The 13,573-nt window shown below is 69.4% G+C and carries 15 protein-coding genes; 9 read left to right on the forward strand and 6 right to left on the reverse strand.

Features of this window, described 5'->3' with window-relative positions:
• Positions 1–133 precede the first annotated feature (133 nt).
• From NAM01S_RS11175 to NAM01S_RS11195, 4 genes are all read left to right on the forward strand, one after another.
• Positions 134–1,099 (forward strand): aldo/keto reductase, encoded by a 966-nt coding sequence (locus NAM01S_RS11175; RefSeq protein WP_067783422.1) that lies wholly within the window; start codon positions 134–136, stop codon positions 1,097–1,099.
• A 44-nt stretch (positions 1,100–1,143) separates the two neighbouring features.
• The gene (locus NAM01S_RS11180) at positions 1,144–2,184 is read left to right on the forward strand and encodes a heme/hemin ABC transporter substrate-binding protein (RefSeq protein ID WP_067783425.1); all 1,041 of its coding nucleotides are present in this window, start codon (positions 1,144–1,146) and stop codon (positions 2,182–2,184) included.
• On the forward strand, positions 2,181–3,353 hold the full coding sequence (locus NAM01S_RS11185) for a FecCD family ABC transporter permease (protein WP_253798773.1): 1,173 nt from the start codon (positions 2,181–2,183) through the stop codon (positions 3,351–3,353). The genes NAM01S_RS11180 and NAM01S_RS11185 overlap by 4 nt, the downstream gene beginning before the upstream one ends.
• A 223-nt stretch (positions 3,354–3,576) precedes the next feature.
• Positions 3,577–4,410 carry a heme ABC transporter ATP-binding protein gene (locus tag NAM01S_RS11195; protein WP_067783430.1) on the forward strand — a complete coding sequence of 278 codons (834 nt, stop codon included), beginning with the start codon at positions 3,577–3,579 and terminating at the stop codon, positions 4,408–4,410.
• 31 nt (positions 4,411–4,441) lie between these two features.
• Here the strand turns inward: NAM01S_RS11195 and NAM01S_RS11200 are convergent, their stop codons facing one another.
• From NAM01S_RS11200 to NAM01S_RS11215, 4 genes are read right to left on the reverse strand one after another with little or no spacing between them, the layout of a single operon-like run.
• Entirely contained in the window at positions 4,442–4,819 is a 378-nt protein-coding gene (locus tag NAM01S_RS11200) for a YrdB family protein (RefSeq protein ID WP_218018381.1), read from the reverse strand.
• Complete coding sequence (locus NAM01S_RS11205) at positions 4,816–6,909, reverse strand: MMPL family transporter (protein ID WP_067783435.1); 2,094 nt, start codon at positions 6,907–6,909, stop codon at positions 4,816–4,818. The genes NAM01S_RS11200 and NAM01S_RS11205 overlap by 4 nt, the downstream gene beginning before the upstream one ends.
• Before the next feature lie 15 nt (positions 6,910–6,924).
• Entirely contained in the window at positions 6,925–7,461 is a 537-nt protein-coding gene (locus NAM01S_RS11210; RefSeq protein WP_067783438.1) for a WKL family lipoprotein, read from the reverse strand.
• A 6-nt stretch (positions 7,462–7,467) separates the two neighbouring features.
• Positions 7,468–7,824, reverse strand: a complete 357-nt coding sequence (locus NAM01S_RS11215) for a hypothetical protein (RefSeq protein ID WP_067783440.1) — start codon at positions 7,822–7,824, stop codon at positions 7,468–7,470.
• A 148-nt stretch (positions 7,825–7,972) separates the two neighbouring features.
• Between NAM01S_RS11215 and NAM01S_RS11220 the strand changes: the two genes are divergently transcribed.
• Genes NAM01S_RS11220 through NAM01S_RS11230 form a run of 3 tightly spaced genes read left to right on the forward strand, consistent with a single transcriptional unit; the run spans position 7,973 to position 10,331 of the window.
• Positions 7,973–9,001, forward strand: coding sequence for a YncE family protein (locus NAM01S_RS11220; protein ID WP_307188670.1), 1,029 nt, complete (start codon positions 7,973–7,975; stop codon positions 8,999–9,001).
• Positions 9,001–9,249 (forward strand): DUF5703 family protein, encoded by a 249-nt coding sequence (locus tag NAM01S_RS11225; protein WP_067783446.1) that lies wholly within the window; start codon positions 9,001–9,003, stop codon positions 9,247–9,249. The genes NAM01S_RS11220 and NAM01S_RS11225 overlap by 1 nt, the downstream gene beginning before the upstream one ends.
• A 5-nt stretch (positions 9,250–9,254) precedes the next feature.
• The gene (locus tag NAM01S_RS11230) at positions 9,255–10,331 is read left to right on the forward strand and encodes a quinone-dependent dihydroorotate dehydrogenase (protein ID WP_067783957.1); all 1,077 of its coding nucleotides are present in this window, start codon (positions 9,255–9,257) and stop codon (positions 10,329–10,331) included.
• Between the two features lie 26 nt (positions 10,332–10,357).
• On the opposite strand, the gene NAM01S_RS11235 is transcribed toward NAM01S_RS11230, so the two are convergent.
• A complete protein-coding gene (locus tag NAM01S_RS11235; protein ID WP_067783449.1) occupies positions 10,358–10,750 on the reverse strand; it encodes a hypothetical protein in 393 nt (130 codons plus the stop codon).
• Between the two features lie 14 nt (positions 10,751–10,764).
• The gene (locus tag NAM01S_RS36505) at positions 10,765–10,887 is read right to left on the reverse strand and encodes a hypothetical protein (RefSeq protein WP_255284300.1); all 123 of its coding nucleotides are present in this window, start codon (positions 10,885–10,887) and stop codon (positions 10,765–10,767) included.
• A 213-nt stretch (positions 10,888–11,100) separates the two neighbouring features.
• Between NAM01S_RS36505 and NAM01S_RS11240 the strand changes: the two genes are divergently transcribed.
• Together NAM01S_RS11240 and NAM01S_RS11245 are read left to right on the forward strand one after the other, a co-directional pair.
• Complete coding sequence (locus NAM01S_RS11240) at positions 11,101–12,585, forward strand: PfkB family carbohydrate kinase (RefSeq protein WP_067783453.1); 1,485 nt, start codon at positions 11,101–11,103, stop codon at positions 12,583–12,585.
• A 235-nt stretch (positions 12,586–12,820) separates the two neighbouring features.
• Positions 12,821–13,441 (forward strand): GTP cyclohydrolase II, encoded by a 621-nt coding sequence (locus NAM01S_RS11245; protein ID WP_253798770.1) that lies wholly within the window; start codon positions 12,821–12,823, stop codon positions 13,439–13,441.
• Positions 13,442–13,573: the final 132 nt, after the last annotated feature.

Consider the following 13,573-nt stretch of genomic DNA (forward strand, 5'->3'; position numbering starts at 1 on the left):
GCGATACCGCAGCGACAGTACATGTCGCCCGGTGAGGAGGTGATTCCGGCCGCTGCCCCGCGCCGCGCGGCGGGCACCGCGAGCGGCCCCCACCATTTACGCTTGGCGCCGTGATGAAAGCGCGGATCCGGTGATGGAACAGCGGACGGTCGGACGCAGCGGCCTACGGGTGTCCCGGATAGGACTGGCGACCCACACGTGGGGCTCGCAGACGGACGCCGACGACGCGGCGTCGCAGCTGGTGGCCTTCGCCGAGGCGGGCGGCACCCTGGTCGACACCTCCCCCGCGTACGCGGGCGGCGCGGCGCAGCGAATCCTGGCCGATCTGCTCGGCGACCTGGTCTCACGCGACGAACTGGTGCTGAGCGGCTGCGCGGGCGTGCTGCCGCGCACCGAACCGGCCCAGACCACCGTGCCTGGTCCGGCGCCGCGCACCGAGATCGACGCGTCACGGCGGGGCCTGCTGCGCCAGCTCGACCGCACCCTGCTCGAACTGGGCACCGACTACCTCGACATCTGGCACGTCGCGGCCTGGGATCCCGGCACCCCGCTCGACGAGATCGCCGCTACCCTCGAACACGCGGTGCGGTCCGGCAAGGTCCGCTACGCGGGCGTGCGCGGGTTCAATCCGTGGCAGCTGGCCAGTCTGGCCGCCATCGCGCCGATCTCCGTCGCGCACACGCCCTATTCGCTGCTCGCGCGCCATGCCGAAAGCGAATTCGTCCCCGCCGCACAGCATCACGGCGTCGGTGTGATCGCGTCCGCGCCGCTGGCGGGCGGCATTCTGACCGGCAAGTACCGCGACGGCGTTCCCGCGGACTCGCGCGGCGCGGACGAGGCGACCGCCGCCGAGATCCGCCATCGCCTCGACGACCGCGCGACCCGGGTGGTCGACGCGCTGGTCACCGCCGCCGACGGGCTAGGCACCTCGCCGCTCGCGGTCGCGCTGGCCTGGATCCGGGACCGGCCGGGTATCGCGAGCATGATCGTCGGCGCCCGCGACATCGGACAGCTCACCGGCGTGATGGCCGCCGAGACACTCGAATTGCCGCGCGCGATCGCGGCCGCACTGGACGACGTCAGCGCGCGCACGGAATGACGCGGGACGGACTCCGTCCGGCGGTGCCCATTAGGCTTGCCTTCATGAGGCTCGTCGACCGTGCTCGTCCCGGGGTGGTTCGCTCCCTCCTCGCCGCCCTCGCTCTGACACTGATCGCCGGAACCGCGGCGTGCGGCAGTGACAGCGAAGCGACCGGTTCCGGACAGCGCGGGCCGAGCACCGCCACCGTGGGGAATCTGGATCCGGTGCCGATCGGTCCCGCGCCGACGCCGGTGCTGCCGGTGACGGTGCGCTCCTTCGACGGCACGGAGGTGACAGTCACCTCGGCCGACCGCATCATCGCCGCCGATCGCTACGGCACGCTCGCCCAGACCGTCTGGGCGCTCGGCCTCGGGCCCAACCTCGTCGGGCGCAGCACGTCGGCGGCGTTCCCCGCCGTGCAGGACCTGCCGAACGTGACCGGGGGCAGCGGCTCGCTGAACGTGGAATCCATTCTGGCGCTGCGGCCCACCGTGTTCCTCACCGACACCACCAGCGCCGCGCCCGCGGTGCGTGAGCAGTTGCGCGCGGCCGGGGTGACCGTCGTCTACTTCGATCCGCAGCGGACTATGGACGGTGTCGCGCCGCAGATCGAGGCCGTCGCCGCCGCGCTCGGCGTTCCCGACCGCGGTCGAGCCCTTGCCCAGCGCACCCGCGACGAGATCGCCGCCGCCTCGGCCGCTGTCCCCGCGACGGACAAGCCGTTGCGCATCGCGTTCCTGTACTTGCGCAGCACCGCCATCACCATGATGGCCGGGCCGGGTTCCGGTGCCGACTCGCTGATCGCCGCGATCGGCGGCGAGGACGCGGGCACCGTCGCCGGACTCACCGAACCGTTCACCGCCATCACCAGTGAGGCGATGATCGGCGCCGCGCCCGACGTTCTGCTCGTCATGACCGACGGACTGAGTTCGGTCGGCGGGGTGGAAGGCCTGCTGAAGGTGCCCGGCATCGCGCAGACACCGGCCGGGAAGAACAAGCGCGTCGTCGACATGTCCGACGCGGTGCTGCTCAGCTTCGGCCCGAACACCGGACGCGTGGTCGCCGCGCTCAACGAGGCCGTCTACGGTTCCGCGCCGGCATGAGCGAACGGGCTCGCACCTCGCCGGCGTCGTCTTCGGCCAACGGCGCGGGGAGCACGAAACAGCAAGCCGACATCGGCGCGCGGCTCGCGCGAGTGGAAGCCGATCGCGGCGCGCCGGTACCCGCGAGCACGCGTTCGGTCTCCCGAATCACCGTCACCTTCGCGGTGGCGATCGCCGCGCTGATCGTGCTTGCCCTGGCCTCGGCGGCCATCGGACAGGTGCCGACGACGCCCGCCGAAGTCGCGGGCAGCGTCCTGCACCGGATCGGTCTGGATTGGGGACCGATGCCCGCCCATCCGTCCGGCGACGTGACGCTGTGGGAAGTGCGTTTCCCGCGCGTCGTGCTGGCCACGCTGGTGGGCGCCGCGTTGGCGACAGCGGGTGCGTTGTTGCAGGGCGTGTTCGCCAATCCGCTGGCCGAGCCGGGCGTGATCGGTGTCTCGGCGGGTGCCGCGGTCGGTGCGGGCACCGTGATCGTGGTGGGCGGGGCTTTCGTCGCCGCCTGGTCGGTGGCCGCTGCGGCGTTCGTCGCCGGTCTGTTCACCACGCTGCTGGTGTATCTGCTCGCGCGATCCAACGGCCGCACCGAAGTGGTGACCCTGGTGCTCACCGGCGTCGCCATCAACGCCTTCGCCGGTGGTTTGATCGCGTTCCTGCTGTTCGTCGCCTCGCCCGCGGCCCGCGATCAGATCGTGTTCTGGCAGCTGGGCAGCCTCAACGGCGCGAACTGGGACTCGGTGGCGGTCGTTGCGCCGCTCGCCGCGCTCGGTGTGTTCGCGGCGATCGTCGTGGCGCCGCGCCTGGATCTGCTCGCGCTCGGTGAGTCCGCGGCCCGTCACCTCGGTGTCGACGTGGAACGGCTGCGGCGCAATGTGATCGTCATCGTGGCGGTGCTCGCCACCGCGGGCGTCGCGTTCACCGGAATCATCCTGTTCGTCGGCCTGATCGTTCCGCATCTGGTGCGGATGATCGTCGGGCCTGGGCATCGTGTGCTGATTCCGCTCAGCGCCATCGTCGGCGCGGTCGTGCTGCTGGGCGCCGACGTCGCCGCGCGCTCGCTCGTCGACAATGCCGATCTGCCGCTCGGCATGCTCACCTCCCTCATCGGCGGGCCGTTCTTCTTCTGGCTGCTGCGCCGCACCCGCGCCCGCGCCGGAGGGTGGGGATGAGAGCGGTCCCCATGCACCGGCGCCTCGACCGTGCGGTCGATGCCATGCCGCACACCCCGCCGATGTCGGAGGCCGCCGGTCAGCGAGGTGCCGCACGCCCGAGCACGAGCAACTCGCGGAAGCCGAGGCTGTGCGGTGCCGGAAGGCAACGAGTGGTGGGCGCGATACAGATCGAGCCACGGGTGGTGATCGCGTGAGTGGAATACGGCAAGGGCTGGGCGCGATGCTCGGTCGGACTTACGAGGAGCCGGTGCGGCCCGAGCGGGGAGCGGTGACCTTGCGGGCGCGCGGATTGAGCGTCGACCGGCGCGGCGGAGCGAGCGGGCACGCGCGCCGCGTGCTCGAAGCCGTCGATTTCGACGTCGTCGCGGGTGAAGTCGTCGCGCTGGTGGGACCGAACGGGGCAGGTAAGTCCACGCTGCTCGCCGCGTTGGCCGGTGAGCTCACGCCGAGCGAGGGCAGCGTCGAGTTGGACGGCCGCGGCCTCGACCACTGGACCGCGCTGGACATGGCGCGCAGACGCGCGGTGCTGCCGCAGAGCCACACCGTCGGATTCCCGTTCACCGCGCGCGAGGTCGTCGCCATGGGTCGCGCACCGTGGGTGCGCACCGCGCGCGGCGAACGCGACGACGAAGTCATCGCCGCCGCGATGGCCTCGGCCGATGTCGGTCATCTGGCCGCGCGGTCGTTCCCGACGCTGTCCGGTGGCGAACGCGCGCGCGTCGCGCTGGCCCGCGTGCTGGCCCAGGACACCGCCACCCTGCTGCTCGACGAACCCACCGCCGCGTTGGATCTCGGCCACCAGGAAGCGGTTCTGCGTTTGGCGGCCGAGCGGGCGACGGCGGGCGCGGCGGTCGTGGTCGTTCTGCACGATCTCGGCATCGCCGCCGCCTACGCCGATCGCGTCGCCGTGCTGGAGTCCGGCCGCGTCGCCGCCGACGGCCCGCCGCGCGAGGTCCTCACCACCGAACTACTGAGCCGCGTCTACCAGCATCCGGTGGAAGTTCTCGACCACCCGGTCACCGGAGCCCAGCTGGTCCTGCCCGTCCGTCGCTGACCGCTTGCCCTCGGTGCTCTTGGTCGGCAACCTACTTCCCGACCCGCACCTGCAACCCACCCTGCGCGACGATCCTGACCGTCGCGTTCACACCCCACAGCACGAAGAACGCGATCCCGAGCACCGGCGTCACCGCGACGGCCCAGGCCACCGCTCCCCCGCCGAACCAGATCACCTCGAGCCCCACCCGCCACCACCCGGCGAGGGGAAACCTGGCGTTGGCCGCCGCGCCGAACAACGCCCACATGAGCACGAACAACGCGGGCGCGAGCACACCGGCGGCCAACCGCGTCACCAGCCCGCCGGACAGCGTGAAACCCCAGAACGCCGCGCCGACGAGCACTCCCAGTTCCAACAGGAACATCAGAAACAGATTCGCCCCGATCAGCGCCCGCCGCATACCCCTCATCTCCAAATCAGTTTCAGCACCGCGGGCGTGAGCAGCATCCGGATGACGGTCGCGTCGATGATCAACGCCGCGATCATGCCGTAGGCGATGTATTTCATCAGCACCAGATCGGAGAAGCCGAACGCGCCGGTCACCACGATGAGAATGGCGGCGGCCGAGGTGATCACGCCGCCGGTGTGGGCGATGCCGTAGCGGATGGCCTCCGGTGCGTCGGCTCCGGTCTCGCGTGCCTCGGCGACCCTGGACAGCAGGAAGACCTCGTAGTCGGTGGACAACCCGAACACCACCGTCACGATCAACGCCAGCACCGCGAACATCAACGGCCCCGGCGTGAACTGGAAGATCTCGGACCCGTGCCCCTCCACGAAGATCCAGGTGAGGATGCCCAGCGTGGAGACAAGGCTCAGCGCGCTCATCGCGACGGCCTTGAGCGCGAGCACGATCGAACGAAACGCTACGAACATGACCAGCAGCGCCGTGCATGCCAGAATCGCGACGAGCGCGGGCAGCCCCTCGAGCAACCCGTTGATGCTGTCGCGTTCCAACGCGGGCACCCCGGCCACCATCACCTCCACCCCCGGTGGTTCGGGAATGGCGCGCAGCGCGGCGATCACGGCGTCGGCCTCGCGTTTGTCGGTCAGCCCTGCGTTGAGGACGTTGACGCCGTCCTTGGTCGGCGCGGCCGGTTCGAAGCGCCCCGTCAAGCCGGGCACCTGGTTGGCTTCGTGGCGAATGTCGCCGAGCTCCTGCGGATTCGCCCCGACCACAACGAGTTTCAACGGTTCGGTGCGGAAGCTGGGAAACAGCTCGTCGAAGCGTTCCTGGGCGACGCGGGCCGGATTGTCCTCGGCCAGATATTGTTCGCTGATCCCGCCGAACTCGATATTGCGGAACGGGATGCTCAGCGCCAGCAGTACGAGCACGATCGGCACCGCCACCGCCCACGGCCGCCGCATGGCGAACAGCGCGAGCCGGGAGAAGAATCCGGCGTCGATCTGGGCCTCGGTCTTGGTGCGGGAGAAGCGTTTCCACCCGAGGAAGTCGATGCGCCGACCGACGATGCTCAGCGCGGCGGGCAGCGCCGTCACCGAGAGCAGCGCCGCGAGCAGCACCGAGCTGATGCCGCCGTAGGGCACCGAGCGCAGCACGCCGTTGGGGAAGATGAACAGCGCGGCGAGGCTGATCGCGATGATCGCGGCCGAGAACAGCACCGTGCGCCCCGCCGTGGCCACGGTGCGTGCGGTCGCCTCCTCCACGCTGCGCCCTGCGGCCAGCTCCTCGCGGAAACGGGTGACGGTGAACAGGCCGTAGTCGATGGCCAAGCCGAGGCTGACCAGCGTCATCACCGCGTTGGCGAAGACGTTGACCTCGATGTGGTCGGTGAGCGCACGCAGCATGCCCTGGGTGCCAAGGATCGTCATCCCGCCGATGATCACCGGCAGCAGCGCGCCGATCACCCCGCCGAACACGAAATACAGCAGGATCGCCACGATCGGCAGTGCGATCAGTTCCGCGCGGTGGATGTCGTTCTGCATCCCGGTGTTGATGCCTTCGAGGATCGGCTGCAATCCGGCGAGCTGCACCGTGGTGCCGCCCGGTCCGCCGCCCGCGCTGCCCGCGTCGAGGGAATCCTTGATCGCCAGATAGTTCTCGACGGTCTCGGTGCCCTCGCCGCGCAGCCCGACGCTGGCGAAGGCGTGTTTCTTCGCGGGGTCGCTGGCGCTGGCCGTGAACGGGCTGTCCCAATAGCTGTCGATCTTCAGAATCCGGTCCGGATACCGTTCGAGCAGGCCGCGCAGCTGGGCGGTGACCGCGGCGCGGACCTCCGGTGAGTCGACGGTGCTGCCCTCGGGCACGCTGTAGAGCAGGATCAGGTCGCTGTCGGTGTCGCGGCCGAAGGTGGCGTCGGCCAGTTTCGACGCCGCCACCGATTCACTGCTCTCGTCGAACCAGCCCTCCTGGCTGAGCCGGTCGATCAGGTCGCGGCCGTACCAGCCCGACAGCAGCACGGCCAGCGCGAACCCCGCCAGCACGAGATAGCGGAAGCGGTGGACGAATCGGCCCCACCCCAGGAAACCCGAATGCAGCATCGATGGGCCGAGCCGCTACCCGCACGCCGGGGTGCGGTAGTCGGCCGAGCGCAGGATGCCGCACAGGTCGGTGCGCGAGATCTTCCAGCGGCCGTCGAGATAGACGAAGTGCACCACGGTGGTGCGCACCGCGGTGCCGGTGCCGTCCTTGTCCAGGCGCATGGTGGCGGTCAGGGTGCCGTCGCGGTTGTCGAAGACGGGATCGGTGACGCCGTAGACGGCGCGCGGGTTGTCCTGCAGCGCACGGTACATGTCGGGAATCGCGTCGCGGAAGGCTTCGCCGTCCTCGATCAGCGCGGTGCGTTCGGTGTCGGGCAGCGTCGGGTCGAGCGCCCGCTTGATCTGGGCGTCGAGCTCGGCGGCGGTCGGTATCGGCCGGTTGGCGATCGCGCTGGAGGTGGCGGCCGCGGAGGAGGACAGTTCGGCGACGGCCTTGGAGCGGGCCGCCGCGACCGAGGCCTCGTCCGGCCCCGAATCGCACGCGGCGGCCGCGGCGAAAGCGACACCGGCGGCGAGGGTCAGCGCGATTCGGGAGATTCGTGTGGAGTGCATCACTACCTACATACCATCGATGACGGAACTGATCCGTCCCAGCAGAGCGCGCACGGTCGTGACGTCCCGGTCGGCGGCCGACTCGACCGGGGCGGCGTCGGGAATCATGTCGCGCACCAGCGCGACCACGCTGCGTTCGTCGTCCAGATCGACGTCGGTGACGCGCACCTCGGCGACCGCGACCACATCCTCAGGGCCGGGCACCTCGTTGCCGAGATCGGCGCGATAGATCTCGAGCGTCAGGATCGAGCGCACCGTGCGGAACGCGTACGGCCGGCCGTCGGCGGTGGTGCCGAACCCGTGAGCAAACGGACCAACGGTTATGTCATCGATGGCAAAACCCGATGCATGGTCGGCTTTCAACCGGATCTCCCTGAGTCGGACACTGTTTGATTACACCGTAACCCCCATCACGGGTAATTCGGTGCTGCCGCGACCCCGGTCGGCGGTGGTGTTGCGCCATCATGGTCAGATGGTGAGGTCGGGTTGATTCGTCGGTAGGAGGAGTTCGGTGGTGCGCCCTCGCGGCTCGGTCCCCTCAGCGCTGGTGGGCGTGGCGGTGCTCGCACTGCTGGCCGGATGCTCCTCCGACAAGGGCGAACCCGACGTCCCGACCCGCGAACCCGCCACCGCGGCGGTCGCTCCCGCGCCGCAAGCCGCGCCGGCGGGTGATGTGATCGGCATGAACGCCCCGATCCGAGCCATGCTCGCCGACTCCGCCACCGGCCAGCTCGCGGTACTGGACAAGAGCAGCGACACGACCACCGTGCTCTTCCTGATCGATCCGGCCACCGCGGGCCGACGCACCGTCACGCTGCCCGCGCACGGAACCAGCCTGTCCGCGGGCAAACCGGGCGAGATCCTGGTCACCGCGACCGGTTGGATCTTCCGCGTCGACGTCGCCACCGGCGCGGTCACCGAGATACCCGTCGAGGGCGAACTGCGCTCGGTGCGGCAGCGCGAAGACGGCACGCTCGTCGTCGGCACCGCCGACGGCGCCGTGCGCACCCTCGGCCCCGGCGGCGAAGTCCTCGACACCGTCTCCGGCCTGGTCTCGGCCGATGTCGTCGCCCTCACCGCCGATCGCATCGCGGTGCTCGACCGGCGCCAGACCTCCGTCACCGAGATCGACCCCGCCGAGGACCACCTCGGCCTCGCGCTGCGCGCGGGCGACGGCGCGACCACCATGATCTCCGACCACTTCGGCAGGGTGATCGTCACCGACACCACGGGCGAGGAACTGCTCGTCTACACCACCGGACCCCTCGTCCTGCGCCAGCGTTTCCCGGTAGGATCGTCGCCTTACGCGCTCGCCTACGATCGACGGTCCGACACCGTGTGGGTGACGTGCACCCAGAGCAACGAAGTCGTCGGATTCGATCTGTCGACGGGTATACCGAAGGAAGTGGGACGCCATCCGACCGTCCGGCAGCCCGAATCGGTGACCGTGGACGAGCGCACCGGTGATCTGTTCGTCGGATCCGCCACCGGTGACGGTGTTCAGCGGATCCGCGCGGACCAGCTGAAGAGAGGGCAGTGATGGCGCCGAAAAGCTCCCGCGCAGCATTACCGGCGAACTGGGAGACCAGCAGCGACGACTACGAATACGTCCCGCTGCGTTTACCGAAAGACGTGACCAGGGTGACCGCTTCGATGCGCCTGGCGATTCAGGCCGAATTCGGCGGATGGGAGCTCTCGCGCGTGCGCGCCTACACCGACGGCAGCCGCAAGGTGCTGCTGCGTCGTCGCAAGACCTCGCTACTACCCCAGCCCGAGCCGGGGATGTGAACCGGATGTACGCGCTGCTGCTTCGCCTGATGTTCTTCGTTCCGCCGGAACGCATCCACCACCTGGCCTTCGCCGCCATGCGCGTCGCCGCCAGGTTCGCGCCGACCAGGCTGCTGCTGAAGCGGCTCGCCGTCGTCGACGATCCGATCCTGCGCAACACCGTGTTCGGCGTCCAGTTCCGTGCGCCGCTCGGCTTGGCCGCGGGCTTCGACAAGAATGCCGAGGGCGCCGACATCTGGGGTCCGTTCGGCTGGGGCTTCGCCGAGATCGGCACCGTCACCGCGCAGGCGCAGCCGGGCAACCCCGCGCCGCGACTGTTCCGGCTGCCCGCCGACCGCGCACTGATCAACCGGATGGGCTTCAACAACCACGGCGCCGCCCGCGCCGCCGAGCAGCTGCGCGCCAAGGCCGCCACCGTCCCGATCGGCGCCAACATCGGCAAGACCAAGATCGTCGAACCGGCCGACGCCGCCGCCGACTACGCCACGAGCGCGGCACTGCTCGGCCCGCTGGCCGACTTCGTCGTTGTCAACGTCAGCTCGCCCAACACCCCAGGTCTGCGCGACCTGCAGGCCGTCGAATCGCTGCGTCCGCTGCTGCGGGCCGTGCTGGACACCGTGCGCGTTCCGGTCCTGGTGAAGATCGCCCCCGACCTGTCCGACGACGACATCGACGCCGTCGCCGACCTCGCGCTCGAGCTCGGTCTCGCAGGCATCGTCGCCACCAACACCACCATCCGCCGCGACGGTCTGCGCACCGACGCCGCCGAGGTCGCGGCCATGGGAGCGGGCGGTCTGTCCGGCGCCCCCGTAGCCGAACGCTCGCTCGAAGTGCTGCGCCGCCTGTATCGGCGGGTCGGCGATCGGCTCGTGCTGATCTCCGTCGGCGGCATCGAAACCCCCGACCAGGCCTTCCAGCGCATCCTCGCCGGCGCCAGCCTGCTGCAGGGTTACACCGGTTTCATCTACGGCGGCCCGTTCTGGACCCGCAAGATCCACCGCGGCCTCGCCGCGCGCCTGCGCGAGAACGGCTACGCCTCGATCGCCGAGGCGGTCGGCGCGGAGAACGTCGCGCGAACCTGAATTTCGCCGCGTCCACGCCGACGCGGTCATCCGTACACGCGGGGCGGTCCGCTCGTGCGCTGCGGTACGCATCGTGCGGGCGGACCGCTCGGATCGCACGCGCCGACCGGGCCCGGCGCGGACTCGTCCGGCCGGTCGCGCAGCCGGGCCACGATCCGCTTGTGCAGCAGGATGATCGCGTGGTCGAGCAGGATGCCGAGCCGGTCGGCGCGCGCGGCGGCGTGGGCGTGGGCGATGCGGTCGTGCACCATGTCCGGGTCGCTGAGCAATTCGTCGAGTTCCATGCCCGCCAACGCTTGCTCGCGCGAGAGAGTGCGACCCGGTAACCAGCTCAGCCGCCATAGGTCGGCGCCGTCACGGTAGGCCGATTCGGGGCTCAGGTCGCTGATCATGGTCCACTCGGTGGTGTGAATGGTCATGGCTGCCTCCGGTACTACAGCCCGAGCAGGATCTGCTCCAGGGAAATGTGAAGTTGTCCGGCGTGGTGCACCGCTCGCGGATGGGCGAGCCGCTCGTGCCGGTAGGTCTGGGTGCTGACGATCTCGGCAAGATCCATCCCCGCCAGTGCCTTTCATCACCATGGCCCTCCCGAGTCCGCTGGTGAGACGATCAATCGCCCAAAATCAGTGTGGCATTTGCCTTTTGTCCGGTCAATTGCCGGAGTATCTTGGGGATTGCCGGTCTCATTGCCCGCTAAACACCCATATCGGGGCAATCTCCGCACAAGCACAACGAATTGGCAACGACGCGATGGAGGGCGGACTCGCCGATGGCTCCGCAGAATCCCCGCACGATCGCGATTCGCGACATCCTCACCCGCTTGTGCACCTACTACGGGCTGCGCCCAGAACGTCTGGGCAACACCGAGATCGACGTCAGCAGCCTGCTCGAACTGCCGGTCGTGCGCCAGCACGCGCAACGCGCCGGGCGGCCGGCGGGCGAGTCGCTGTTGCCGGTGGTGCGCGAGACGGCGCGGCGATTGCCGCCGACCGAGCGCCTGATCGCCGATTCGGCGTTGGCGCTCGGCCTTTTTCGTGACAACCCCCCTGACGGAATCGATCTCGCCCGCCTATACGCCGACAACCTCGGACCGCGCCGCGAGTATCTCGTCGAGCATTGGCCACGGCTGCACCGAGCGCTCGGGGTCGACCGCATCCCCGAAGCGCCGACGGTCAAGCGACTGCGCACCTCCTCGGAGGGCGATACCTTCACCGCCCTGGCCGAGCTGCTCACCGCCGATCAGGGCCACACCATCCCCAAGGCGATACCGAGCGGCAAAATCCTTGTCTCGCTGCCCGATTCGGTGCGTCGGCCGAAGTCGGTGACGGTGGTCGGCGACGCCGTCATCGACCATCTCTATCGCGTCGACGGGTTTCCGACCGCCGACCGAGCGGCCAATGGCAGCTTCACCCGGCCCCCCGGAGGCAAGGGCCTCAATCGCGCGGTGGCCGCCGCGCGCCTCGGCTTGGACGTCGCACTGGTCTCCGCGGTCGGCGACGACGAGGACGGCACGGAGATCCTGGACTTCCTGACCAAGGAGAACGTTCGCTGCGATCTGGTGAAAACCGTTGCGGGCGGCCGGTCTCCGGTCACGGCCGTAATCATGGATTCCAGCGGCGAGACGAGGCTGATCGGGTGCAAGGACAACAGGGTCGCACTCGAGGTCGCCGACCTGCTCACCGGGACCGTGCACGCGGCGCTGGCGAGTTCGGAGGTGGTGCTGCTGACGCTCGAGCACCCAAGGGGCATCGCCGAACAGGTGCTCGCGATGGTGCGCGGCATGCGGCCCCGGCCGAAGGTGATCGTCTGTCCCTCGCCGAGTCCCGCTGTGCCACAAGATCTTTACCAGTATCTGGACGTGGTGGACTTCCTGGTGGGTTCGCCGTCGGAACTGCAGGCGATGCTGCCGATCGTCTCGACCGCCTCCACCGCGGACAGCGCGCAGATCTTGCGCGGGCTCGGGGTTCGGGCGGTGTGCGCGATCGAGGGATTCCGCTGCTCGCTGCTGTCCGAGCGCCTGAATCTCGATGTCGGCCAGTTCCACGGGGCGTTGAAGAATTCACCGGGCGCCGCCGCCGCCTTCTCGGCCGCGTTGGCGTGCCGTCTGATCGAAACCGACGGCGAGCTGACCGCCAAGGACTTCGTCTGGGCCACCGCGGCGATGATTCCCACCCAGCAACTGGGTGCGGTGCCGCGCGCGATGCCGGACAGGGACCGCATCGACGACGTCGTCCGACAGGGTGGCAAGTCGTGACCGGTCGGGCGGACGGCGGTTCGTGATCAGAGCCGCGATGCGGCGATTCTTTACCCAAAAGACCTGGTAGAAACATGCGTGTTACGTCGAACGCAGGGTACATTCTCGAGGTCATCTCGGATGTGCGGCCGCGGCCGCACCTGTTGAGTCGGAGGAGCGGTTGACGACGGTTGCGTCGGATCTTGCCGAAGCCGGTCATCGGTTCACGCGCAAGGGGCGTGACACTCGCGTTCGCGTGATCGAGTTACCCGATCTCGGCGACGGAGGCGGCCACATTCTCGTCTTCGGGGACATCACCGATGGTTGTCTGGTCCGGGTGCATTCGCGCTGCCTCTACGGTGAGGCGCTGCGGTCGGACGACTGCGACTGCGGCCCGGAACTGGACAAGTCGCTCGACATGATCCAGGACGCCGGGTCCGGCGTATTGGTCTATCTCGAACAGGAAGGCCGCGGAGCCGGTCTGCTCGCCAAGGCTCGCGGGTACCTGGAGAGCGAACGATCCGGCGAGGACACCTTCACCAGCTACGAGAAACTGGGCTATCCGCCGGACGCGCGCTCCTACGAGCAGGCGGCGCGCGCGCTGTTCGACGTGCTGAACCTGCGCAGCGTCCAGCTGCTGACCAACAACCCGGCCAAGATGCACGCGCTGCGCGAGGCCGGTCTCGCGGTGCAGGTGGTGCCGCTGGTGACCGAGGCGCTGAGCCAACGCGCCATCGACTATCTCGACGCCAAACGCCGCAGGCGCAGGCACTGGATTCCCAACGGCGAAGCGCCGTGGTCGGCCGAGCAGACCATCCTGCCCAGGTCGGAGGCCGCCGAGCCGCCACGCGAAAGCGCGCCGCCGGTTCTGGTCTAGGCCCTGCTGCGATGCCCGGCCTGCGGCTACCATAGATGGATTGTGCGACTGGGGATTCCGCAGTTCGCCGAACCGCTGCAGCGTGCATCGGAGGGGCATGGACCAAGCGGCATTCCATCTCCGCGAGACCGG

Origin of the sequence: Nocardia amikacinitolerans NBRC 108937 (assembly GCF_001612615.1) — a bacterium.
Classification (GTDB): domain Bacteria; phylum Actinomycetota; class Actinomycetes; order Mycobacteriales; family Mycobacteriaceae; genus Nocardia; species Nocardia amikacinitolerans.

Bases quoted from the DNA above. Each gene is read 5' to 3' on its own strand.
- NAM01S_RS11175 (WP_067783422.1), top strand. From the start codon at position 134: ATGGAACAGCGGACGGTCGGACGCAGCGGCCTACGGGTGTCCCGGATA.
- NAM01S_RS11180 (WP_067783425.1), top strand. From the start codon at position 1,144: ATGAGGCTCGTCGACCGTGCTCGTCCCGGGGTGGTTCGCTCCCTCCTC.
- NAM01S_RS11185 (WP_253798773.1), top strand. From the start codon at position 2,181: ATGAGCGAACGGGCTCGCACCTCGCCGGCGTCGTCTTCGGCCAACGGC.
- NAM01S_RS11195 (WP_067783430.1), top strand. From the start codon at position 3,577: ATGCTCGGTCGGACTTACGAGGAGCCGGTGCGGCCCGAGCGGGGAGCG.
- NAM01S_RS11200 (WP_218018381.1), bottom strand. From the start codon at position 4,819: ATGAGGGGTATGCGGCGGGCGCTGATCGGGGCGAATCTGTTTCTGATG.
- NAM01S_RS11205 (WP_067783435.1), bottom strand. From the start codon at position 6,909: ATGCTGCATTCGGGTTTCCTGGGGTGGGGCCGATTCGTCCACCGCTTC.
- NAM01S_RS11210 (WP_067783438.1), bottom strand. From the start codon at position 7,461: ATGCACTCCACACGAATCTCCCGAATCGCGCTGACCCTCGCCGCCGGT.
- NAM01S_RS11225 (WP_067783446.1), top strand. From the start codon at position 9,001: ATGGCGCCGAAAAGCTCCCGCGCAGCATTACCGGCGAACTGGGAGACC.
- NAM01S_RS11230 (WP_067783957.1), top strand. From the start codon at position 9,255: ATGTACGCGCTGCTGCTTCGCCTGATGTTCTTCGTTCCGCCGGAACGC.
- NAM01S_RS11235 (WP_067783449.1), bottom strand. From the start codon at position 10,750: ATGACCATTCACACCACCGAGTGGACCATGATCAGCGACCTGAGCCCC.
- NAM01S_RS36505 (WP_255284300.1), bottom strand. From the start codon at position 10,887: ATGGATCTTGCCGAGATCGTCAGCACCCAGACCTACCGGCACGAGCGG.
- NAM01S_RS11240 (WP_067783453.1), top strand. From the start codon at position 11,101: ATGGCTCCGCAGAATCCCCGCACGATCGCGATTCGCGACATCCTCACC.